This is a genomic window from Roseateles sp. Mitsp63 (assembly GCF_059491535.1).
The window spans coordinates 2,784,781-2,807,959 of the sequence record NZ_CP168509.1 but is presented as its reverse complement, the minus strand read 5'-3'; the positions used below and the strand labels follow the sequence as shown (position 1 = coordinate 2,807,959).

Genomic DNA, 23,179 nt, shown 5'->3' with positions numbered 1-23,179 from the left:
TCCCGGCGATGCAGCCCTCCGATTTCCTCGGCACCCTGTCGCTGACGCAGGCCTTGCTGCTGTGGGGCCTGTGCGCGGCCCGCATCATCGGCGCCTTCCTGCTGCTGCCGCTGTTCACGCAGGACGTGGTGCCGCCGCTGGTGCGCAACGCCATCTTCATGAGCCTGGCCGCGCTCGCGCTGGCGCTGCAGGGGCCGGCGCTGCTGCAGGCGGCCATCCCCTGGGACGACGCCTGGGCCATGCTGCTGCGCTTCGGCCGCGAGGTCGTGATCGGCGTGGCGATCGGCTTCTTCTGGGCCGTGCTGCTGTGGGCCTTCGAGGCGGCGGGCCAGATCATCGACACCAAGGTCGGCGCGACGATGGCGCAGATCGTCGATCCGCTGGGCGGCCATCAGACCTCGCTGACCGGGGCGCTGCTGTCGCGGCTGGCGGGCTGGGTGTTCATGAGCTGCGGCGGCTTCATGCTGATGGTGGGCAGCCTGCTCGACAGCTACGCGATGTGGCCGCTGTCGACGCCCTCGCTGTCGCTGCTGCCGCGCGGTCAACTGCTGTTCGAGACCGCCTTCGGCCAGCTGATGCTGCTGGCGCTGATCGTCGCGGCGCCGGCCCTGCTGCTGTCGTGGGTGATGGACCTGTCGCTGGGCCTGGTCAACCGCTTCGCGCCGCAGCTCAACCTGTCCTCGATCGCGAGCTCGCTGAAGATGATCGCGGTGATGTGGCTGCTGTGGGTCCAGGTCGCCTTCCTCGCCGACCTGCTCGCCGGCCGGCTGGTCGGACAGCCGCAGGTGCTGCGGCATCTGCTGGAGCGGATGTTCCAGTAGCCGCCCGGGCACGGCGCCCGTGGTATCGCTACCACATGCCGGTTCCGGCCGATCCGGCGCACCGATGAGAATTACTCGCATTTGAGATAGAGTCGCATCTGACTCGCCGGACGGCTGTCCGCGACCCCTCCTTCCAGGTGGCGCGATCCCCCAATCCCGCCGCCCGACCCCCCTCGGAACCCTCGATGAAGCAGCAATTCCTGATGACCGCCTGCGCGCTGGCGGCGTCCCTCGCGATGGGCGGCCCCGCCCTGGCCCAGTCCACGTCCGCCGACCCGCAGCCCCAGGCGCAGGACCGCGCGCTCGAGAGGATCGTCGTCACCGGCAAGCGCGCCAACCGCGTCTCCAAGGGCGCCACCGGCCTGCCGATGGACATCAAGGACACGCCGCAGACCATCAGCTCGATCGACCAGGACGACATGGCCAACTTCGGCCTGAGCGGCAGCAACGAGGCGCTCGCGCTGGCCACCGGCATCAACGTCGACCAGTACGAGACCAACCGCGCCACCTTCAACGCGCGCGGCTTCGAGATCCAGCTGACGCAGGTCGACGGCCTGGGCATGACCAACGCCTGGGGCACCGTGGTCGGGCGCGAGGACACCTTCCTGTTCGAGCGCATCGAGCTGATCCGCGGCGCCAACGGCCTGCTGACCGGCGTGGGCAATTCGTCCGGCACGATCAACTACATCCGCAAGCGGCCGAAGAACGAGGACGGCGGCGAGTTCAACGTCACGCTCGGCTCCTACGGCCTCAAGCGCGCCGCGCTGGACTACAACAAGGTCCTGACGCAGGACGGCACCTGGGCCGGCCGCTTCGTCGTCGCGCAGGAGGACAAGGACTCCTACCTGCGCGACCTGCATGACAAGCGCACCTCGGTGTACGGCGTCGTCGACGGCCAGATCGGCGCGAACGGCGTGCTGACGGTCGGCGTCACCGCCGTCGATGCGAAGCAGGATTCGCCGATGTGGGGCTCGCTGACGCTGCGCCGCAGCGACGGCTCGCAGGCCGACTTCCCGCGCGGCTCGTCGACCTCGCAGAACTGGACCTACTGGAACACCAAGTCCTACAGCGCCTTCGCCGAGTACACGCATCAGCTGCGCCAGGACTGGGAAGCCAAGCTCACGTACAACTTCCGCCACAGCAACGAGGCGGCGCGGCTGTTCTACGCCTCCTCCGGCGTGCTGGACCCGGTCTACAAGACCGGCGTGCTGAACCCCGACGACACCGGCCTGGGCGGCTGGCCGTACCGCAGCCTGGGCAGCGGCGACAACCATGTCTTCGATGCCAACCTCAACGGCAAGTTCTCGGCGCTGGGCCGCGAGCACACGCTGCTGGTGGGCCTGAGCCAGTCGCGCCAGAAGACCGCCACCGACACCTATGCCGCGCTGACGCACACCGCGGATCCGCTGCCCGCCTTCCCGTACGGCGGCGACGTCTACACCGAGCCCGACTGGGGCCCGCGCACGCCGTCCACGCGCGGCGAGCAGACGCTGACGCGCTTGTACGCCGCCTCGCGCCTGACGCTGACCGACGCGCTGCACGCGGTGCTCGGCGTCAACGCGGTGAAGCTCGAGCGCAGAGGCCAGTCCATCTACGGCAACGCCGCCAACAACGTCAGCTATCCCGACACGAAGAAGACCACGCCCTATGTCGGCCTGACCTACGACTTCACGCCCGAGCTGCTCGGCTACGTGTCGTACTCGGACATCTTCCAGAACCAGGACCAGACCGACACCCAGGGCCGCTATCTCGCGCCGATGAAGGGCGTGAACGCCGAGGCCGGCGTGAAGGCCGAGTGGCTGAACAGGCAGCTGCTGACCACCGCCGCCGTCTTCACCGCGAAGCAGGAAGGCCTGGCCACGCTGGGCGGCACGATCGACGACCCGAACAGCCCGTTCTACAACCAGAGCTGGTACTTCCCGCAGGACGTGAAGTCCAAGGGCTTCGAGCTGGAGGCCACCGGCCGAGTCGCCAAGGACACCAAGCTCACCGTCGGCTACACGCGGCTGATGCTGACCGGCGCCGACGGCCAGGACCTCTACGAATGGGTGCCGCGCCACACGCTGAACTTCCGCGTCGACACCCGCGTGCCCGCCCTGCCCGCGCTGCGTCTGGGCGTCGGCGGCCGCTGGCAGTCGGAGGTGAGCAAGCTCGGCGGCGCGAAGCAAGGCGCGTACGTCGTCGCCAACGCCTTCGCTTCTTATGAGCTGACCCGGGCCGCGACGCTGCGCGTGAACGTCAACAACCTGTTCGACAAGAAGTACGTCGCCGGGCTGGCCTACGGTGCGATCTACGGCGCGCCGCGCAGCGTCGGCGTGTCGCTCGACTACAAACTGTGAGCCCCGCAAGACCCCGATTCCGCGCATGACGCCCATTGCCTGCGAGCCCGAGCCCTGCCAGCAGACCCGCCACGCCGTGCATCACGACGGCGGCACCATCCACGCGCGCTGCTGGACGCCAGTGCCGGGCCCAACTGGCAGCGATGGCCTCGCGCCCCTCGTGCTGATGCACGATTCGCTCGGCGCGGTGAGCCTGTGGCGAGGATTGCCGGCGGCGCTTGCGGTCGCGACGGGGCGCCGGGTCGTCGCCTACGACCGCCTGGGCTTCGGCGAGTCCAGCGCGCTCGCCGCCCTGCCCGATCCCGGCTTCATCGCCGATGAGGCGCGCGGCGGGTTCTCCGCGGTGGTGGACCAGCTCGGCATCGGGCGCTTCGTCGCGATGGGGCACAGCGTCGGTGGCGGGATGTCGATCGAGATCGCCGCCCAGCTGCCCGACCGCTGCGAAGCGCTCATCACCATCGCGGCGCAGACCTTCCTCGAGGACCGCACGCTGGCCGGCGTGCGCGCGTCACGCGAGGATTTCCAGGCGCCGGGACAGATCGACCGGTTGCGCCGGTATCACGGCGACAAGGCCTCATGGGTGCTGAATGCCTGGACCGAGCGCTGGCTCGCGCCGGACTTCGCCGGCTGGTCGCTGCGCGGGGTGCTGCCGCGCGTCGTCTGCCCGGTGCTGACGATCCACGGCGAACTCGATGAATACGGCAGTCCCGCGCACCAGGACCTGATCGCGGCGCTCGTCTCAGGGCCGGTCACCCGGCTGACGATGGCCGGCCTGGGCCACGGCCCGCATCGCGAGGCGCAGGACGAGGTGATCGCGGCGATCGCGGCGTTCCTCGCGCATCTGCGCTGAGGGCGCCTCGAGACCGGTCAAGCCTCGTCGAGCCCCTGCTTGAGCGTCACCGCCGCGGCGACGATCTTCGTCCCGCTGCCGGTCGCCAGCACCGCGAGGAAGTCCAGCACCTGGCCGAGTTTCTCGATGCGCCGCTTCCAATCTGCGATCCGCGCGATCACGCCTTGCGCGTACTGCGTCGCCGCGTTGATGTGCGCGGCGGCGACCTGGGCTTCGCCGGCGATCAGGTCGATCTGCGCGCCGACCAGAACCAGCGCCTGATCGAGCAGATCCTGCTGCAGCCGCGCCGCGGCCTGCGCCTCCTGAACCTCCGTGGCGCTCGCCACCACGGCATCCAGATCCTCCGCCCACTGGCGAAGGCGATCGATCGAGTCCTGGAGCTCCGCTCCGGTGATCGCGACCCCGGCGGTCGCGGTGGGCAATGCCTCATCGGCCATCTGTCGTCTCCCTCGTCGCTGATGATTCCCCGCGCGCCGGACTCACAAGCCCGAGCCCGGCCCCTGGCCGGTGAGGCCCGCCGCCTGCCGCGCCGCCTGTAACTTCACGCGCAGGGCCTTGAGCCGTTCGAGCAGCGCCGCCGGTTCCGTCTTCAGCGCGTCGGCCTCGAAGACGTCGAGCGCCTGCAGCCAGGCGTCGATGGCCTCGGCGATGCGGCGCGGCACATCGGGATCGCCGCCCTCGGCGCGCGTCTTCAGCAACGCGGCGCGCTGGGCGAGTTCGCGACGCAGTTCGGCGGTGCGGATCGGCTCGGCGGCACGCAGCGCGGGGCCGTTCAGCAGCTTGCCGCTCTGGTCGCCACGCTGCTGCAGGATCGCCGCGAAGTTGCGGTACGGCGGCTGCGCCCGGCCGGGCGGCGCGTCGGCCGACGCGACGAAGAAGGACTTCAGCAACTGGCCGGTGACGCGCAGGTCGGGCACCTGCCGCGCCATCTCCGCGATGCCTTCGGCCCGCTTGCGCTCCGTGGCGATGCGCAGCAGCGCGTCGGCCAGCTTCGTCAGCGTGCCCGCCTCGCGATCGCTCACCAGCGCGCGGCCCTCCTTGTCCTTGAGGCCCTGCAGCTTCTGTCCTAGCCCATGGATGTCCGGCGAGAGATCGAAGGGCTTGTCGTCCGCCAGCCCGGCGAGCGCCTGCGCATAGCCTTCGAGCACCGTGACGGTGGCATCGGCCAGCCGGCCCTGTGCCGCCTGGTACTGGCGACAGGCGTCGAGCGGTCGCTCGTCGTCACGGTTCGCGGTGACGATGTCGAGTTCGCCCTGCCAGGTGCACAGGGCGTCGAGCTGCGCGAACTCGGTCTTGACGATGCCCGTCAGCGAGTTCGTCTGCGCGGCGAAGGACGATGCGGCCTGATAGTTCGCGCAGCCCTGGAGCAGCGCCAGGCCGAGTCCGGCCGCGCACAGCGGCCCCCAGTGGGTCCAGCGCGCGATGGCGCGCGGCGCATCGGCGCGCCGGTCGATCGGAACAGTCGTCATCGGTGATCTCCTCCCGCGACGATTCTCCCCATCGCTCCGCCTTCGCGGCAGGTCACGGACGCGCTCGCCCCCCGCCTTCAGGGTCCCCTGAACCGGTCACCCCTTCCCCCGCAGTGGGGAGGCGCTCAGGAACGCGGGAGGAATCGGCTCGGCGGGCCGGCATCGTGGATCAGCTGCACCAGTTGCTTCGCGCGCGACACGGCCACGTAGAAGCGATGGCGCTCGTCCTCGTCGTCGCCATCGAACTGGCCCTGGTTCAAGCCAGGGATGAGCACGTGCTCGTACTCCAGGCCCTTGGACTGCTCGATCGTCGACAGCACGAGGCGATGCCGGGCGGTCCAATCCTGCTGCTGACGCTCCTCCTGCGCCCGGATGACGCGCAGCATCTCGGTGATGGACAGGAAGTTCTCGCGCTCCACGAGGCGCTCCAGCGCCAGCACCGACGCGGCGGCGCCGCGGATCGCCTCCGCCTTCACCAGCACGTGCTCCGCGAGCCGCGCCATGCGCAGCGCCTTCAGCGCCGGCACCAGGTCCGGCACCCGGTCGCCACGCGCGATGTTCAAGGCTTCGCGCACGCAGGCGGCCGCCTGCGTGCGGGGCGTGCGCGCCAGCAGGTCCTCGAGCATGAAGTCCAGGAACGCGCCCTGCGGCGCGTTGACGATCTTCGCCATCGTGTCGGGGTCGTCGCCGCCCGCCAGCGGCAGCGCACCGCCGATGAACTCCCAGGCCGCCAGCTTCGCCGCCTGGAACGAGGCCTCGGTGAACGCGTCGCGGCTGCCCACCGCGGCGGCCAGCAGCAGACGCACGAAGAGCATCTCCGGCCGGCTCGTGTAGGTCGCGAAGCCGGCGGTTTCGTAGTCGACGCCGGCGTTGAGCAGGCCGTACTCGAGATCGAGCGCCGCGCTCGGATGGCGCAGCAGCACGGCGACCTCGCTCAGCGGCGCCTTGGCGGCCTGGCGCTCGTCGCGCACGCGGCGCAGGTGCTGGACCAGCTCCGGCATGCCTTCGAACCGCAGGACCTCGAGCCGCCCGCCCCGCTCCGGGTGCGAGGGGTACGGCTTGCGCGCGAAGGCCTCGAGCGGCCCCGCGATGCCGGGCCCGAAACGCTGCGCGTGCGTGAGCGTCATGCGCTCGGCACGGCCGAACTCGATGTCGAAGCCGGCGCGCAGGAAGTACGAGTCGGCGCCGCTCTCGGCATGGATGACCTGGTCCACGTCGCCGACGCCGGTGAAAGGCAGCTCCGGGTACAGCGACAGCAGCTCGCGCAGCACCGTGGCCATGGCCCGGTTCATGTCGTGGAACTCGTCGACGACGACCGCATGCAGCGGGCCGACGCGCAAGGGATGGTTCTCGTAGGCGAAGACGGGATCCGCGGCGGTGAGCGCGCAGGCCATGTCGTAGGTCGCGTCTCCCGGCGTACGGAAGCGCACCTCGTCGCGGCCGGGGCCGCCGCCCAGGCGATCCGCCTCGTAGGCCAGGAAGATGGCGAGCGTCGTGTAGTCGAAGCCGGTCTCGAGCGCCGAGTCCGGGGTCAGGCGGAAGTCCTCGTCCTGGCGCCGCAGCACCATCGCGCCCTTGAGGCGTTCGAAGTCCTTCAGCAGGCGCTCGACGATCAGGTGGCCGCTGCCCTGCAGCTTGAAGTCGTCCTCATGCCCGGACTGCAGGGCGTGCTCGCGCGCGGTCTGGATGGCGGCCAGCACGGCGCCCTTGATCTGCTCGGGACGGCGCAGGTCCTGCGCGGCCGGCTCGCCCATGCGGCGCAGCCGCACCGCGCAGAACTGGTCGAAGGTGCGCACGCCCAGGCGCTGCGAGAGGCTGGCCGGCGCGCCGAGCCGCTCGACGGTCCGGCGGATGGCCTCGGCGCCGGGCTCGGTGAAGGTGAGCATCAGGATGCGGGCGGGGTCGGCGCGCTCCTCGCGGATCATGCGCAGCACGCGCAGGCACAGCGCCGTCGTCTTGCCGACGCCGGCATTGGCCTCGACGATGACGCGGCGGGCCTTGGCGTGCTCGATGCGGGCCTGCTCGGCCGTCGGCGTGAACGGGGACTGCTTCCAAGCCATGCGCGCCTTTCCTGTCCTGACCGTCAAACGAAAAACGCCCAGGTGAACGAATCACTTGGGCGCTTGATCGGGCTCATGACAGGTCACGAGCCATTGAGATGGTGGAGCCGGCGGGAATTGAACCCGCGTCCGCAAGCCTTTGCCGGGCAGTTCTACATGCTTAGCTCTCTGATTTGAATCTCACGTCGTGGTCGCGCAGGAGCACGCTACCAAGACGCCAGTCACTAGATCTCGTCAGGCGCCGTGTGACACGGCTCAAGACCAGCCCATGTGAATAACCTCGCCGGTGTTGCCACCACAGCCCATGGGCGAGCTGCTGCGAGGGGTCACCGCATTAAGCGGCAGCCAGGTACTTGCTATCGTTCGCAGATAGTTTGTTTCCAGTGGATTTACGAGCGAACTGGTGCTCGGCATGCCCTACTCCGACTCCGTACCCACGTCGAAACCAGGTCGGCCCCAGAGAGAGAAGTCTCAGATTATGCCAGCCGCCGGGACTTCAAGACCTCAACCGCGACATCTTTCTGAAATTCGACCGGCATCGAAGGAACCAGGGGCTCCGCGTGCTCAACGCGAACGCCGCAGCCATTCGGTCAACGCCGCCGGCGTGTCGAGGACCACATCGGCGCCCCAGGCGTCGATGGGCTCACCGTCACCCAGATAGCCCCAGCGCACCGCCACCGTCGGCATGCCGGCCGCGCGGCCCGCGAGGACGTCGCGCGCGTCGTCGCCCACGTAGACGCACTCGGCCGGCGATACGCCCGCGCGCCGTGCCGCCTCAAGCAACGGTGCTGGATGCGGCTTGCTGTGCGGCGTCGTGTCGCCGCCCACCACCGCCGCCGCCAGGGTCGACCAGCCCAGCCCCCGCGCCAGCGGCAGCGCGAAACGCTCCGACTTGTTGGTCACGATGCCCCAGCTCAGGCCGTCGTCCGAGAGCGCGCGCAGCATCGCCGCGATGCCATCGAACGGATGCGTCTCGCGCAGCAGGCGCTGCTCGTAGCGATCGAAGAACTCGTCACGCAGCGCCGGGAATGCCAGTTCCGCCGGAGAGACGCCGAAAGCCACCCCCATCATCCCGCGCGCGCCCGCTCCCACCATCGGCCGCAGGCGTTCGAACGGCACCTCGGGCAGGCCGCGCGCGGCGAGCATCTCGTTGGTGGCGCCCGCCAGATCGGGCGCGCTGTCCACCAGCGTACCGTCGAGATCAAAGAGGACCGCGCGAATCGTCGTGCGCACCGGCGCGCCGATCGGGGAGTTCGGCATCACCGTGCTCATGCGGGACGGCGGCAGGCGAGCAGGTAGTTGACGTCGGTATCCGAATTCAACGCGTAGCGCTGCGTGAGCGGATTGAAGGTCAGGCCCTTGGCGCCCTGCACTTCCAGACCCGCGTCGCGGCACATCTGCGCCAGCTCCGACGGACGGATGAAGCGGGCGTATTCATGCGTGCCGGCAGGCAACATGCGCAGCACGTATTCCGCGCCGACGATCGCGAAAAGGAAGGACTTGGGATTGCGATTGAGGGTGGACAGGAACACCCAGCCTCCCGGCTTCACCAGTTGACCCAGGGCCGTCACGACCGAGGCAGGGTCGGGGACGTGCTCCAGCATCTCCATGCAGGTCACCACGTCGAATGACGCGGGGCGCTGCGCGGCGAGGTCCTCGACGGCGATCTCCTGGTAGGCAACGTTGGCCGTGCCGGCCTCCATCGCGTGCAGCTCGGCCACCCGCAGCGACTTGGTCGCCAGGTCGATGCCCAGGACATTCGCGCCCTTGCGCGCCATCGCGTCGGCCAGGATGCCGCCGCCGCAGCCGACGTCCAGCGCCGTCTTGCCCTTCAGGCCGCAAAGGCCATCGATCCAGTTCAATCGCAGGGGATTGATCTGGTGCAGGGGCTTGAATTCACTTTCGGTATCCCACCAGCGGTGGGCCAGCTCGCTGAACTTCTCGAGCTCTTTTGCATCGACATTCGCCATGGGGCGCAATGGTAGCCGAGCGAAACTCTCGTGAGGCCGATTCCATCGGTGCGAAATGATTCCGGGACAGCATCGGACGACCCTGCGATTCATGACCGCGCCATGAAAAAACCCCGCGAGCCTGAAGGCTGGCGGGGTTTGCAGGAAGGCGACCGAAGCCGCCCTCTCACATCGATTACTTCTTGACGGCGCGGGTACCGACCACTTCGATCTCGACGCGGCGGTTCTTGGCGCGGCCTTCCGCGGTCTTGTTGTCGGCGACAGGCTGCTTCTTGCCCTTGCCTTCGGTGTAGACGCGGTTCTTTTCCAGGCCCTTCGACACCAGATAAGCCTTGACGGCTTCTGCGCGGCGAACCGACAGCTTCTGGTTGTAGGCGTCCGTACCGATGCTGTCGGTGTGGCCGACGGCAATGATCACTTCCAGGTTGATGCCACCCGTCTTCGAGATCAGGTCATCCAGCTTGGACTTGGCTTCCGGCTTCAGGACCGACTTGTCGAAGTCGAAGAAGGCGTCAGCGGCGTACGTGACCTTCTCGCTCGTGGGAGCAACGATCGGCGCGGGCGCCGGAGCCGGGGTGACCGCAGGAGCGGGCGCCGGAGCAGGCGCAGCGGCCGGAGCTTGGGCAACCGGCTTCAGGGCGCCGTCGCAATCCTTGGCAGCCGTGGCCGGCGTCCAAGCGGTATCGCGCCAGCACAGCTCGTTGGTACCGTTCTTCCAAACGGTGCCATCCGTTGCGCGCCAGTTGTCCACGGTTTGGGCCATCGCGCCCGAGGTGGCCACAGCGGCGACAGCAAAGAGAGCTGCCACGCGGTTCAGTTTCTTCATGATTCTCCTCTCAAGGAAAGCCGCAGTTGCCCTGCGAAACGTCCAATGTCGGAACTAAAACCTCAGGAGTTCCCTGACCAAGGGTTTCTCCTAGGGACGAACCGATTGTGCCATAGGGCAACAGGACGCCTCCATTCTCGCGGCACGCCGTGCAACTGTTCATGAAGCTGTTGCGCAAGCACGACAAGCGCCCGCAATTAGAATCAGCGTCTTCCGTTCTCTCCAGAGGCTGCGCACGCGTGCGCGCGGCCCCACGCGCATGACCCAGTTCGCCAAGGAAACCCTGCCCATCAGCCTCGAAGAGGAGATGCGGCGCTCGTACTTGGATTACGCGATGAGCGTGATCGTCGGCCGCGCGCTGCCCGACGCGCGCGACGGCCTCAAGCCGGTGCATCGCCGGGTGCTGTTCGCGATGCACGAGCTGAACAACGACTGGAACCGCCCCTACAAGAAGTCCGCGCGCATCGTCGGCGACGTCATCGGTAAATACCACCCGCACGGCGACAGCGCCGTGTACGACACCATCGTCCGGATGGCGCAGGACTTCTCGCTGCGCCACATGCTGGTGGACGGCCAGGGCAATTTCGGCTCCATCGACGGCGACAACGCCGCCGCCATGCGATACACCGAAATCCGGCTGTCGAAAATCGCCCACGAAATGCTGGCCGATATCGACAAGGAAACCGTCGATTTCGGCCCCAACTACGACGGCTCGATGAAAGAGCCGCTGGTATTGCCCACGCGCCTGCCGAGTTTGCTGGTCAACGGCTCGGCCGGTATCGCGGTGGGCATGGCGACGAATATCCCGCCGCACAACCTCAACGAGGTCGTCGACGCCTGCATGCACGCGCTGAAGCACCCGGAGTGCTCGATCGACGAGCTGCTGGAGATCATCCCGGCGCCGGACTTCCCCACCGCCGGCATCATCTACGGCCTGTCGGGCGTGCGCGAGGGCTATCGCACCGGCCGCGGCAAGGTCGTGATGCGCGCGAAGGTCCATTTCGAGGACATCGACCGCGGCGCGCGCCAGGCGATCATCGTCGACGAGATCCCGTACCAGGTGAACAAGAAGACGCTCCTGGAGCGGATCGCCGAGCTGGTGCAGGAAAAGAAGATCGAGGGCATCAGCCACATCCAGGACGAGTCGGACCGCTCCGGCATGCGCATCGTCATCGAGCTCAAGCGCGGCGAGGTGCCCGAGGTCGTCCTGAACAACCTCTACAAGCAGACGCAGCTGCAGGACAGCTTCGGCATGAACATGGTGGCGCTGGTCGACGGCCAGCCCAAGCTGTGCAACCTGAAGGACCTGATCACGGTCTTCCTGGAGCACCGCCGCGAGGTCGTCACCCGCCGCACCATCTTCGAGCTGCGCAAGGCGCGCGAGCGCGGCCATCTGCTGGAAGGCCTGGCCGTCGCGCTGGCCAACATCGACGACTTCATCGAGATCATCAAACGCAGCCCGACGCCGCCGGTCGCCAAGGCCGAGCTGATGGCGCGCGCCTGGGACTCGTCGCTGGTGCGCGACATGCTGGAGCGCGCGGAGGGCGAAGCCGCCGGCGGCCGCAACGCCTACCGCCCGGAAGGCCTGCCCGCGCAGTACGGCATGCAGGAGGACGGCCTGTACAAGCTGTCCGACGAGCAGGCCGGCGAGATCCTGCAGATGCGCCTGCAGCGCCTGACCGGCCTGGAGCAGGACAAGATCGTCGGCGAATACCGCGACGTGATGGCGCAGATCGCCGATCTGCTGGACATCCTGGCCAAGCCGGCCCGCGTGACGACCATCATCGGCGACGAACTGGTCTCGCTGAAGCAGGAGTTCGGCCAGACCAAGCTGGGCGCGCGCCGCAGCGTGATCGAGCACAACGCGCAGGAACTCGGCACCGAGGACCTGATCACGCCGACCGACATGGTGGTGACGCTCTCCCACACCGGCTACATCAAGAGCCAGGCGCTGAGCGAATACCGCTCGCAGCGCCGCGGCGGCCGCGGCAAGCAGGCCACCGCCACGAAGGACGACGACTGGATCGACCAGCTCTTCATCGCCAACACGCATGACTGGATGCTGTGCTTCAGCAACCGCGGCCGCGTCTACTGGCTCAAGGTCTGGGAAGTGCCGCAGGGCTCGCGCAACGCGCGCGGCAAGCCCATCGTCAACATGTTCCCGCTGCAGCCCGAAGAGAAGATCAACGTCGTGCTGCCGCTGACGGGCGAGTTCCGCTCGTTCCCGGAAGACCACTTCATCTTCTTCGCCACCGCGCTGGGCACCGTCAAGAAGACCTCGCTGAAGGATTTCAGCAACCCGCGCAAGGCCGGCATCATCGCCGTCGACCTGGACGAGGGCGACTACCTGATCGGCGCCGCGCTGACCGATGGCCAGCATGACGTGATGCTGTTCTCCGACGGCGGCAAGGCGGTGCGCTTCGACGAGGACGACGTCCGTCCGATGGGCCGCCAGGCCCGCGGCGTGCGCGGCATGATGCTCGAGCCCGATCAGCGCCTGATCGCGATGCTGGTGGCCGAGGACGAGACGCAGAGCGTGCTGACCGCCACCGAGAACGGGTACGGCAAGCGCACCAGCATCGTCGAATACACGCGCCACGGCCGCGGCACGAAGGGCATGATCGCCATCCAGCAGAGCGAGCGCAACGGCAAGGTCGTCGCGGCGACGCTGGTCCGTCCGGAGGACGAGATCATGCTGATCACCGACACTGGCGTGCTGGTGCGCACGCGGGTTGCCGAGATCCGCGAGCTGGGCCGCGCCACGCAGGGCGTGACGCTGATCTCGCTGGACGAGGGCGCGAAGCTCTCGGGCCTGCAGCGCATCGTGGAGAACGATGCGGTTGAATCGATCGAACCGACAGAATCGACCGATGCGGACGCCTCCGGCGCCGACGGTTCCGATGCCGGCGACGCCACGGGCGCCGCGGGCGATTCCACCCCCGACGTGAAGGAATGACCTTGTTGCTGAAGTCCATCCAAGCCGGCGCCCTCGCCGCCTCGCTGCTGGCGAGCCCCGTCGTCTTCGCACAGAAGGCCGACAGCCCGCAGTCCAAGAAGGACGTCATCGCGAAGATCCTGAAGATCCAGCAGCCGGCCATCGAGGCGCTGACGATGGGCGTGCTGAGCCGCCCGGTCAACGAGCTCGCCGCCAAGGCCGCGCCGGCGCTGCGCAACGTGCCCGAAGCCAAGCGCGAAGCCGTCGCCAAGCAGATCGACACCGACCTGCGCAAGTTCATGGAAGACAACGCCAAGCCGCTGGTCGACAAGGGCACGAAGCTGGCGCCGTCGACGATGGGCGTCGCGCTGGACGAGAAGTTCACCGAGGACGAGCTCAAGCAACTGCTGGCCTGGCTGGAATCGCCGGTGAGCAAGAAGTTCGCCGAGTCCTCGCAGGAGCTGCAGCAGCTCTACACCAAGAAGCTGATCGACGACAACGGCAAGCAGCTGGACGAGAAGTTCACCGCGCTGCAGCAGAGCGTCGCGAAGCAGCTGGGCCTGGAAGCCGGCCCTGCCGCGCCGGCCGCGCCCGCGTCGGGCGCCAAGCCCGCCGCCAAGCCCGCGCCGAAGAAGTAAGCCCCTCGGCGGCGCGGCGGCCTGGCGCCGCCGCGCCGCCGCCCGAGGCCTCCGCCCAGCCGGCTGAACCGGCCGGCTGGGCGGGCGCCCCGGAGATCCCGCCGCCGTTCCGTCCTCACCGCGTCGCCATGCACCCCGTCCGCCCGTTCAACTTCTCCGCCGGCCCCGCCGCCCTCCCCCCCGAGGTCCTGAGCCTGGTGGCCGAGGAGATGCTGGACTGGCACGGCTCGGGCATGAGCGTGATGGAGATGAGCCATCGCGGCCGCGAGTTCATCTCGATCTACGAGGCCGCCGAGGCCGACCTGCGCGAGCTGCTGCAGGTGCCGGCCCGCTTCCGCATCCTGTTCATGCAGGGCGGCGGGCTGGGCGAGAACGCCATCCTCCCGATGAACCTGTCGCGGGGCGGCGCGGTCGACGTGGTCGTCACCGGCTCCTGGTCGAAGAAGAGCGCCGGCGAGGCCCGCCGCTATGCCGACGTGCGCATCGCCGCCGACGCCGCGGCGCCGGAGGCCGGCGGCCGGTATGTCGACATCCCGGATCCGGCCACCTGGCAGTTGCGCCGCGACGCGGCCTATGTCCACGTCTGCACCAACGAGACGATCGACGGCATCGAGTTCCAGTCGCTGCCCGACCTGAAGGCGCTGGGCTGCGACGCGCCGCTGGCGATCGACTTCTCGTCGCACGTGGCGTCGCGGCCGGTCGACTGGTCCAAGGTCGGCATCGCCTTCGCCGGCGCGCAGAAGAACATCGGCCCGGCCGGCCTGACGCTGGTCATCGTCCGCGAGGATCTGCTCGGCCACGCGCTGCCGATCTGCCCGTCCGCCTTCGACTACAAGATCGTGGCCGAGGCCGAGTCGATGTACAACACGCCGCCGACCTTCGGCATCTACGTCGCCGGCCTGGTCTTCCAATGGCTCAAGCGCTTCGCCTATGGCGGCAAGACCGGCCTGGCGGCGATCGAGCAGCGCAACATCGACAAGGCCGCCCTGCTCTACACGGCGCTGGACGGCTCCTCCCTGTACGAGAACCGCGTGGCGGCGCACTGCCGCTCGCGGATGAACGTCCCATTCTTCCTCCGCGACGAGCGTCTGAACGACGCCTTCCTGGCCGGCGCCAGGGAGCGGGGGCTGCTGCAACTCAAAGGCCACAAGTCGGTGGGCGGCATGCGGGCATCGATCTACAACGCGATGCCGCTGGAGGGCGTTCAAGCCCTGGTGAGCTACCTGAAAGACTTCGAGACCCGACATGGCTGACACGCCGATCCCTCCCGATGCCGACGCCCCGGTGCCCCCGGCGCCGGTGGCCGATCCCGAACTGCTCGCGCTGCGCGACCAGATCGACGCCCTCGACTCGCAGCTGCTGACGCTGCTGAACCAGCGCGCCCATGTCGCCGAGCAGGTCGGCGAGATCAAGCGCCGCGACGGCACGCCCTTCTTCCGGCCCGATCGCGTCGCGCAGGTGATCGCCAAGATCAAGACCGCGAACCCGGGGCCGCTCAAGGGCGACCACGTCGCCGCCATCTGGCGCGAGATCATGTCCGCCTGCCTGGCGCTGGAGTCGCCGCAGCGCGTGGCCGTGCTGGGCCCCTTCGGCACCTTCTGCGAACAGGCCGCGATCGAATACTTCGGCGGCGCCGCCGACCTGATCTACTGCAACAGCTTCGATGAGGTCTTCCACGCGACCGCCTCCGGCAGCGCGCAGTACGGCGTCGTCGGCGTCGAGAACATGACCGAGGGCGTGGTGACCCGCTCGCTCGACCTGTTCCTGCATACGCCGACGCATGTGGTCGGCGAGGTCAGCCTGCTGATCCGCCACAACCTGCTGCGCAAGGAGAACTCGCTGGAGGGCATCGAGGCGGTGCTGGCGCACCCCCAGGCGCTCGCCCAGTGCCAGAACTGGCTCTCCAAGCACCTGCCGAACGCCGAGCGGCGCGCCGTCTCCAGCAACGCCGAGGGCGCGCGGCTGGCCGCCCAGAACCCGGCCTACGCCGCGATCGCCAGCGAGCGCGCGGCGACGCTGTTCGGCCTGCACATCACCGCGCACGCGGTGCAGGACGAGGCCTACAACCGCACCCGGTTCGCCGTGATCTGCCTGCCGCAGACCATGGCCACCCCCCCGGCCACGGGGCGGGACTGCACCAGCCTCATCGTCTCCGTGGCGAACCGCCCGGGCGCGATGCATGATCTGCTGGTGCCATTGAAGAAGCACGGCGTGTCGATGACGCGCCTGGAATCGCGCCCGGCCCGCACCGGTCAGTGGGAGTACTACTTCTACATCGACCTGGATGGCCATCCGTCCCAGCCGCACGTGGCGGCGGCGCTGGCCGAGCTGCGATCCCTGTGCGCGTTCTACAAGGTCATCGGCGCCTACCCGCTGAAGTCCTGACGCAGAAGTCTTGAGCGAAAGAGGTTCCTCGCGATGTACAACCAACTCGGCGTGATCGGTTGCGGCCTGATGGGCGGCTCGTTCGCGCTGGCCATGAAGAAAGCCGGCCTCGTGCGCCGCGTGGTCGGCTACAGCAAGAGCCCGTCCACGACCGACACCGCCCGCCGCATGGGCGTGATCGACCTCGCCGCCGAGTCGGCGCTGCTGGCCGTGTCCGGTTCGGACATCGTGCTGCTGGCGGTGCCGGTCGCGGCGACCGAATCGACGCTGAAGGCGATCCGCCACCTGGTGCGCGCCGACGTGCTGCTGATGGACGTGGGCTCGACCAAGAGCGACGTCGTCGACGCCGCGAAGCGGGCGCTCGGCAAGCAGTTGCCGAGCTTCGTGCCGGCGCATCCGATCGCCGGCAAGGAGAGCGCCGGCGTGCAGCATGCCGACGCCGCGCTGTACCAGGGCCGTCAGGTCATCCTGACGCCGCTGGAGCAGACCCGGCCGGAGATGGTGCAGAAGGCCACCGACCTGTGGTCGGCGCTCGGCTGCCAGGTGCTCAAGATGGCGCCGCACCACCACGACGAGGCCTTCGCCGCCGTCAGCCACCTGCCGCACCTGCTGGCCTACGCCTATTTCAGCTCGGTCGCGAAGCAGCCCTCGGGGCGCGACTTCCTGAGCCTGGCCGGCTCGGGCTTCCGCGACTTCACCCGCATCGCGGCCAGTGATCCGACCATCTGGCGCGACATCCTGATGGCCAACAAGCAGGACCTGCTGACCCAGTCGCAACGCTTCCGCGAGATGCTGGACCAGATGGAACAGACGATCCGCGCGGGCGACGCGCAGGCGCTCGAATCGATGATCCGGCAGGCGTCCGAAGGCCGGGCGCAATGGCAGCCCGGCGGACCGGGTCCGTCGTCGAAGTCCAAGTAACCCCTTCCCGACGGCGCGCCGCGCGCCGGACCGCGTCATGTACAAGATCCCCTTCCTGGACCTGCCCCCGCTGCGCGGCGCCGCGGGCACCGTGTCCCTGCCCGGCTCCAAGAGCATCTCCAACCGCGTGCTGCTGCTGGCCGGCCTGTCCGACGGCGTGACACGCGTCCACGACCTGCTGGCGTCGGACGACACCAAGGTCATGCTCGCCGCGCTGCGCGAACTGGGCTGCCAGCTCGAGACCGATGCCGAAGGCGTCCTGTCGGTGACCGGCATCGGCGGCCGGCCGCGGACGCGGGAGGCGAAGCTCTTTCTCGGCAATGCCGGCACCGCGATGCGCCCGCTGACGGCCGCGCTGGCGCTGCTGGCCGCGACGCAGGGCGGCGCGTTCGAGCTGTCGGGCGTGCCCCGCATGCATGAACGGCCGATCGGCGACCTCGTCGACGCGCTGCGAGCGCTGGGCTGCCCGATCGATTGCCTGGGCCAGGAAGGCTATCCGCCGCTGCGGCTGAACGGCCCCGCCCCGCTCAAGCTCGACGCGCCGGTGCGCGTGCGCGGCGACGTCTCCAGCCAGTTCCTGACCGCGCTGCTGCTGGCGCTGCCGCTGGTGGCCGAGCACGACGTCGTCATCGAGGTCACCGGCGAGCTGATCTCCAAGCCCTACGTCCACATCACGCTGGAGCTGCTGGCCCGTTTCGGCGTGCAGGTCCGCCGCGACGACGACTGGCAGCGCTTCGTCATCCCGGCGGGCAGCCGTTACCGCTCCCCGGGCGAGGTCCACGTGGAAGGCGACGCCTCGTCGGCGTCCTACTTCGTCGCGCTCGGCGCCATCGCGGCAACGGATGCGCCGATCCGGATCGAGGGCGTGGGCTCGGCCTCGGTGCAGGGCGACGTCCGTTTCGTCGAGGCCGCGCAGGCGATGGGCGCGCGCGTGGACATCGGCCCGAACTGGCTGGAAGTGCGCCGCGGCGCCTGGCCGCTGAAGGCGCTGGACCTGGACTGCAACCACATCCCCGACGCCGCGATGACGCTGGCCGTGATGGCGCTCTACGCCGACGGCCCGACCACGCTGCGCAACATCGCCTCGTGGCGCGTCAAGGAGACCGACCGCATCGCCGCGATGGCGACCGAGCTGCGCAAGCTCGGCGCGAACGTCGAGGAAGGCCCCGACTGGCTGCGCGTGCATCCGCTCAAGGCATGGAAGGCCGCGTCCATCCACACCTACGACGATCACCGCGTGGCGATGTGCTTCTCGCTGGCGGCGTTCAACGGCCTGCAGGACGACCGCCAGGGCGCGGCGGTGCCGGTGCGCATCCTCGATCCGCAATGCGTCGCCAAGACCTTCCCCGACTATTTCGAGACGCTGTTCGGCGTGGTGCGCGCCGAGATCGACGACATCCCCGTCATCACGATCGACGGCCCCACCGCCTCCGGCAAGGGCACGCTGACCGACGAGGTCGCCCAGGCGCTGGGCTACGGCGTGCTGGACTCCGGCGCGCTGTACCGCGTGACGGGGCTGGCGGCCACGCGCCGCGGCCTGGACCTGAACGACGGCGAGGCCGTCGCGGCGCTGGTGCCGACGCTGGACCTGAAGTTCGAATCCGGCCGCGTGCTGCTCGACGACGAGGATGTCTCCGCCGATCTGCGCCAGGAGGCGACGGGCCTGATGGCGTCGCAGGTCGGCGCCCATGCCGCGGTGCGCCGCGCGCTGCATCAGCTGCAGCTGGACTTCCGCCGCCTGCCCGGCCTGGTGGCCGACGGCCGCGACATGGGGACGGCGATCTTCCCCGCGGCGCCGCTGAAGGTCTTCCTCACCGCCAGCGCAGCCACGCGGGCGGAACGCCGCTACAAGCAATTGATTTCCAAGGGGATTCCGGCTAATATAGAAAGCTTGCGCGCTGATCTTGAAGCGCGGGATGCTCGCGACAAGGGTCGCACGGCGTCCCCGCTGCAAGCCGCCGCGGACGCGATCGAGCTGGACAACTCGCAGCAGACCATCGGGGAATCCCGTGACCTGGTGCTGAGCTGGTGGCAGGAGCGGCGTCCGTTCCCGGCCTGAGGCCCGGCGCGCGAACAGGAGCGTCACCCCTCCCTCCGGACGCCAGTCCACTGGGGGTGACGTGTTCTACAACCTAACCCGCAAGTCCGCTTGCAACACAAGCCCGCGCACCTCTCGGATCAGGCTGCTTGAATCACAAGCCGCCGGACGCTCTGTGCCTGGCAAGGAAATCTCACATGTCCCAAATGGAATCTTTCGCCGCCCTGTTCGAGGAATCGCTGCAGAAGGCCAACATGCGCACCGGCGAGGTCATCTCGGCTGAAGTTGTCCGCATCGAGCACAACTTCGTGGTGGTGAATGCCGGCCTGAAGTCTGAAGCCTACGTGCCGGTCGAGGAATTCAAGAACGACCAGGGCGAAGTCGAAGTCCAGGTCGGCGATTTCATCTCGGTGGCCATCGACGCCATCGAGAACGGCTACGGCGACACCATCCTGTCGCGCGACAAGGCCAAGCGCCTGGCCTCGTGGCTGTCGCTGGAGAACGCGCTGGAATCCGGCGAGTTCGTCACCGGCACCGTCTCCGGCAAGGTCAAGGGCGGCCTGACCGTCCTGGTCAACGGCATCCGCGCCTTCCTGCCCGGTTCGCTGCTGGACACCCGCCCGGTGAAGGACATGAGCCCGTTCGAGGGCAAGACCATGGAATTCAAGGTCATCAAGCTGGACCGCAAGCGCAACAACGTTGTGCTGTCGCGCCGCGCGGTGGTCGAGGCCTCCATGGGTGAAGAGCGCGCCAAGCTGCTGGAGACGCTGACCGAAGGCGCCATCGTCAACGGCGTGGTCAAGAACATCACCGAATACGGTGCGTTCGTCGACCTGGGCGGCATCGACGGCCTGCTGCACATCACCGACATGGCCTGGCGCCGTGTCCGTCACCCGAGCGAAGTGGTGACCGTGGGTCAGGAACTGACCGCCAAGGTCCTGAAGTTCGACGCCGAGAAGAACCGCGTCTCGCTGGGTCTGAAGCAGCTGGGCGACGATCCGTGGTTCGGCGTGTCGCGCCGCTACCCGGCCAACACCCGCCTGTTCGGCAAGGTCACCAACATCGCCGACTACGGCGCGTTCGTCGAGATCGAGCCGGGCATCGAAGGCCTGGTGCACGTCTCCGAAATGGACTGGACCAACAAGAACGTGGCGCCCTCGAAGGTCGTCTCGCTGGGCGACGAAGTGGAAGTCATGGTCCTGGAGATCGACGAAGACAAGCGTCGCATCTCGCTGGGCATGAAGCAGTGCCGCGCCAACCCGTGGGAAGAGTTCGCCGAGAACGTCAAGCGCGGCGACCGCGTCAAGGGCCCGATCAAGTCGATCACCGACTTCGGCGTGTTCGTGGGCCTGGCCCAGGGCATCGACGGCCTGGTGCACCTGTCCGACCTGTCGTGGAACGAGCCGGGTGAAACCGCCGTCCGCAACTACAAGAAGGGCCAGGAAGTCGAAGCGATCGTGCTGGCCGTGGACGTCGAGCGCGAGCGCATCTCGCTGGGCATCAAGCAGCTGGACGGCGACCCGTTCTCGACCTTCGTCTCGGTCAATGACCGCGGCATGTCGGTCACCGGCAAGGTCAAGACCGTCGACGCCCGTGGCGCCGAGATCGACCTGGGCGAGGACGTCACCGGCTACCTGCGCGCTTCGGAAATCGCCCGCGACCGCGTGGAAGATGCCCGCAACGTGCTGAAGGAAGGCGACGAAGTCACCGCCATCATCGTCAACGTCGACCGCAAGTCGCGCAGCATCCAGCTGTCGATCAAGGCCAAGGACAACGCCGACGAGCAGCAGGCCATGCAGCGTCTGTCGCAGTCCAACGAGCGCGAGAACGCCGGCACGACCAGCCTGGGCGCCCTGCTGCGCGCCAAGCTGGACAACCAGAACAACGGCTGAATCTCTTGAAGGCCCGGGCGCACTGCGCAGCGGCGCGCCCGGTCTCGAGAGAATCCCCTGTTCTGGCCGGCGGCGGGCTGGGTTAGCCTGCCTGCGCAGACACGCGAAACCACTCCGACAGGCTCGCCCCGCAGCGAGCCTGTTTTTCTTCAGATGCTGACGACCATGACCCGATCCGACCTGGTGGCCCACTTGTCCGAGCGCTTCGGCCAGCTCACGCAGCGAGACACCGAGTTCGCGGTCAAGACCATCCTGGACGCGATGTCCGACGCGCTGGCCCGCGGCCACCGCATCGAGATCCGCGGCTTCGGGAGCTTCTCGATCAACCGCCGCCCGCCGCGCATGGGCCGCAACCCGCGCAGCGGCGAGCAGGTGCTGATCCCGGAGAAGCTGGTGCCCCACTTCAAGCCGGGCAAGGCGCTGAGGGAAGCGGTGGACGCGCAGCTGCCGGTCCTCGAGGACGACGACCAGCAGGCCGCCTGAGCGCGCCCCGGTCCGGCACGCCCGGACCTCACCCCGACGACGAGCGCCGCCCACCGCGGCGCTTTTTTTCGCCCGCGGGTTCCCCCGCCCTAGAATCGCCCCCCATGCGAATCCTGGTCTGGCTCTTCCGAGCATTCCTGTTCTTCTGCCTGTTCGCCTTCGCGCTGAACAACAGCCAGGAGGTCGTCGTGCACTGGTTCTTCGGCCAGGCGTGGCGGTCTCCGCTGGTGATCGTGGTGCTGCTGACCTTCGGGCTGGGCTGCGCCTTCGGCGTGCTGGCGATGGTCCCGGCCTGGTGGCGCCACAAGCGCGCCGCCGCGCGCTCGCTCCCTCCGGCGGACGACCTCCCGCCGCCCGCGGTGACCGCGTCCGCCAACGACCCCAAGATCCCCGATGGAATTTGATCTGAGCTGGCTGCTGATCGGCGTCCCCCTGGTCTTCGGCCTGGGCTGGCTCGCCTCGAAGCTGGACTCGCGCCAGTGGAAGCGCGAGCAGCGCGACGCCCCCCGCGCCTACTTCAAGGGCCTGAACCTGCTGCTCAACGAACAGCAGGACAAGGCCATCGACGCCTTCATCGAGGCGGTGCAGGCCGACCCCGACACCTCCGAGCTGCACTTCGCGCTGGGCAACCTGTTCCGGCGCCGCGGCGAGTACGAACGCGCCGTGCGGGTGCACCAGCACCTGCTGTCGCGCGGCGACCTGCCCAAGACGGAGCGCGACCGCGCCCAGTACGCGCTGGCGCAGGACTTCTTCAAGGCCGGCCTGTTCGATCGCGCCGAGAGCGCCTACGAGGCGCTCAAGGGCACGGCCTTCGACCATGACGCCGCGCTGGCGCTGCTGTCGCTGTACGAGCGCTCGCGCGAATGGGCCAAGGCGGCCGAGGTCTCGGAGCAGCTCGAGGCGGCCGGTACCGGCAGCTTCGCCGGACGCATCGCCAACTACTGGTGCGAGCTGGCGCTGGAGGCGCAGGCGCGCCAGGACGAGGCGCAGGCGCGCCGCTGGCTGGACCAGGCGCGCGAGCGTTCGCCGCAATCGGCCCGGGCCTATGTGCTGCTCGGCCAGATGCTGGCCCGCCAGGGCGACCAGCCCGGCGCGATGGCCGTCTACGGCGAATTGCTGAAGGCCAATCCGGACGCCTTCAACCTGGTGGCGCGCGACTACGCGCAGGCCGCGCAGGCGACCGGCAAGACCGGCCAGGCGCTGGCGCTGATCGAGGCCCAGTACCGCCGCCATCCCAGCATGGCGCTGCTGCAGGCCGTCGCGCTGCTGGAGCCGGCGCCCGAGGCGCAGCGCAGACGGCTCGCGGAGCACCTGCGCGTCGAGCCGGCGCTGTCGGCCGCGACGCAGTTGCTGCAGCAGAGCCAGTCGCGCCAGCAGCCGCTGAGCGACGACGAGGCGCAACTGGTCGGCACCGCGCTGCAGCGCGCCGTGCGGCCGCTGCAGCGCTACCGCTGCGCCGCCTGCGGCTTCGAGTCGCAGCACTATTTCTGGCAATGCCCCGGCTGCCTCAGCTGGGACAGCTATCCCCCGCGCCACGTCGAAGAGCTCTGAC

At 68.7% G+C, this 23,179-nt stretch carries 19 protein-coding genes and 1 other RNA gene; 13 read left to right on the top strand and 7 right to left on the bottom strand.

Annotated features, from left to right (window positions below):
- Window positions 1–8: 8 nt before the first annotated feature.
- The 3 genes from sctT (at window position 9) to ACEN96_RS12300 (ending at window position 4,010) form a co-directional block, all read left to right on the top strand.
- Window positions 9–821, top strand: a complete 813-nt coding sequence (gene sctT / locus ACEN96_RS12310) for a type III secretion system export apparatus subunit SctT (protein ID WP_495588297.1) — start codon at window positions 9–11, stop codon at window positions 819–821.
- Window positions 822–1,006: 185 nt separating this feature from the next.
- Window positions 1,007–3,160: a TonB-dependent siderophore receptor gene (locus ACEN96_RS12305; protein WP_495588296.1), complete on the top strand. Its 2,154-nt coding sequence runs from the start codon at window positions 1,007–1,009 to the stop codon at window positions 3,158–3,160.
- Between the two features lie 25 nt (window positions 3,161–3,185).
- On the top strand, window positions 3,186–4,010 hold the full coding sequence (locus ACEN96_RS12300; RefSeq protein WP_495588295.1) for an alpha/beta fold hydrolase: 825 nt from the start codon (window positions 3,186–3,188) through the stop codon (window positions 4,008–4,010).
- Between the two features lie 17 nt (window positions 4,011–4,027).
- Here ACEN96_RS12300 and ACEN96_RS12295 read toward each other — a convergent pair whose 3' ends face one another.
- The 7 genes from ACEN96_RS12295 to ompA all read right to left on the bottom strand — a co-directional run bounded on the left by ACEN96_RS12295 (window position 4,028) and on the right by ompA (window position 10,335).
- Window positions 4,028–4,447, bottom strand: coding sequence for a hypothetical protein (locus ACEN96_RS12295; RefSeq protein ID WP_495588294.1), 420 nt, complete (start codon window positions 4,445–4,447; stop codon window positions 4,028–4,030).
- A 42-nt stretch (window positions 4,448–4,489) separates the two neighbouring features.
- Entirely contained in the window at window positions 4,490–5,479 is a 990-nt protein-coding gene (locus ACEN96_RS12290) for a hypothetical protein (RefSeq protein WP_495588293.1), read from the bottom strand.
- 125 nt (window positions 5,480–5,604) lie between these two features.
- Window positions 5,605–7,539: a UvrD-helicase domain-containing protein gene (locus ACEN96_RS12285; RefSeq protein WP_495588292.1), complete on the bottom strand. Its 1,935-nt coding sequence runs from the start codon at window positions 7,537–7,539 to the stop codon at window positions 5,605–5,607.
- Window positions 7,540–7,638: 99 nt separating this feature from the next.
- Window positions 7,639–7,997, bottom strand: a transfer-messenger RNA (tmRNA) gene (gene ssrA, locus ACEN96_RS12280).
- Between the two features lie 106 nt (window positions 7,998–8,103).
- Window positions 8,104–8,811: a phosphoglycolate phosphatase gene (gph, locus tag ACEN96_RS12275; RefSeq protein WP_495588291.1), complete on the bottom strand. Its 708-nt coding sequence runs from the start codon at window positions 8,809–8,811 to the stop codon at window positions 8,104–8,106.
- Entirely contained in the window at window positions 8,808–9,509 is a 702-nt protein-coding gene (gene ubiG / locus ACEN96_RS12270; RefSeq protein ID WP_495588290.1) for a bifunctional 2-polyprenyl-6-hydroxyphenol methylase/3-demethylubiquinol 3-O-methyltransferase UbiG, read from the bottom strand. Before ubiG ends, gph begins: the two co-directional genes overlap by 4 nt.
- A gap of 175 nt (window positions 9,510–9,684) precedes the next feature.
- Window positions 9,685–10,335 (bottom strand): outer membrane protein OmpA, encoded by a 651-nt coding sequence (gene ompA / locus ACEN96_RS12265; protein ID WP_343640249.1) that lies wholly within the window; start codon window positions 10,333–10,335, stop codon window positions 9,685–9,687.
- A gap of 259 nt (window positions 10,336–10,594) precedes the next feature.
- Here ompA and gyrA point away from each other — a divergent pair, with 259 nt between their 5' ends.
- The 10 genes from gyrA (at window position 10,595) to lapB (ending at window position 23,178) form a co-directional block, all read left to right on the top strand.
- Window positions 10,595–13,291 (top strand): DNA gyrase subunit A, encoded by a 2,697-nt coding sequence (gyrA, locus tag ACEN96_RS12260; RefSeq protein ID WP_495588289.1) that lies wholly within the window; start codon window positions 10,595–10,597, stop codon window positions 13,289–13,291.
- 5 nt (window positions 13,292–13,296) lie between these two features.
- Complete coding sequence (locus ACEN96_RS12255) at window positions 13,297–13,908, top strand: DUF2059 domain-containing protein (RefSeq protein WP_495588288.1); 612 nt, start codon at window positions 13,297–13,299, stop codon at window positions 13,906–13,908.
- 128 nt (window positions 13,909–14,036) lie between these two features.
- A complete protein-coding gene (gene serC / locus ACEN96_RS12250) occupies window positions 14,037–15,161 on the top strand; it encodes a 3-phosphoserine/phosphohydroxythreonine transaminase (RefSeq protein WP_495588287.1) in 1,125 nt (374 codons plus the stop codon).
- Window positions 15,154–16,293, top strand: a complete 1,140-nt coding sequence (pheA, locus tag ACEN96_RS12245; protein ID WP_495588286.1) for a prephenate dehydratase — start codon at window positions 15,154–15,156, stop codon at window positions 16,291–16,293. Before serC ends, pheA begins: the two co-directional genes overlap by 8 nt.
- A 33-nt stretch (window positions 16,294–16,326) precedes the next feature.
- A complete protein-coding gene (locus tag ACEN96_RS12240) occupies window positions 16,327–17,214 on the top strand; it encodes a prephenate dehydrogenase (RefSeq protein WP_495588285.1) in 888 nt (295 codons plus the stop codon).
- A 37-nt stretch (window positions 17,215–17,251) separates the two neighbouring features.
- Complete coding sequence (locus ACEN96_RS12235; protein ID WP_495588284.1) at window positions 17,252–19,273, top strand: bifunctional 3-phosphoshikimate 1-carboxyvinyltransferase/cytidylate kinase; 2,022 nt, start codon at window positions 17,252–17,254, stop codon at window positions 19,271–19,273.
- 185 nt (window positions 19,274–19,458) lie between these two features.
- Entirely contained in the window at window positions 19,459–21,144 is a 1,686-nt protein-coding gene (rpsA, locus tag ACEN96_RS12230; protein WP_495588597.1) for a 30S ribosomal protein S1, read from the top strand.
- Between the two features lie 165 nt (window positions 21,145–21,309).
- On the top strand, window positions 21,310–21,627 hold the full coding sequence (locus tag ACEN96_RS12225) for an integration host factor subunit beta (protein WP_279757796.1): 318 nt from the start codon (window positions 21,310–21,312) through the stop codon (window positions 21,625–21,627).
- A gap of 104 nt (window positions 21,628–21,731) precedes the next feature.
- Window positions 21,732–22,031 carry a LapA family protein gene (locus ACEN96_RS12220; RefSeq protein ID WP_495588283.1) on the top strand — a complete coding sequence of 100 codons (300 nt, stop codon included), beginning with the start codon at window positions 21,732–21,734 and terminating at the stop codon, window positions 22,029–22,031.
- Window positions 22,021–23,178, top strand: coding sequence for a lipopolysaccharide assembly protein LapB (gene lapB / locus ACEN96_RS12215; RefSeq protein ID WP_495588282.1), 1,158 nt, complete (start codon window positions 22,021–22,023; stop codon window positions 23,176–23,178). The genes ACEN96_RS12220 and lapB overlap by 11 nt, the downstream gene beginning before the upstream one ends.
- Window position 23,179: the final 1 nt, after the last annotated feature.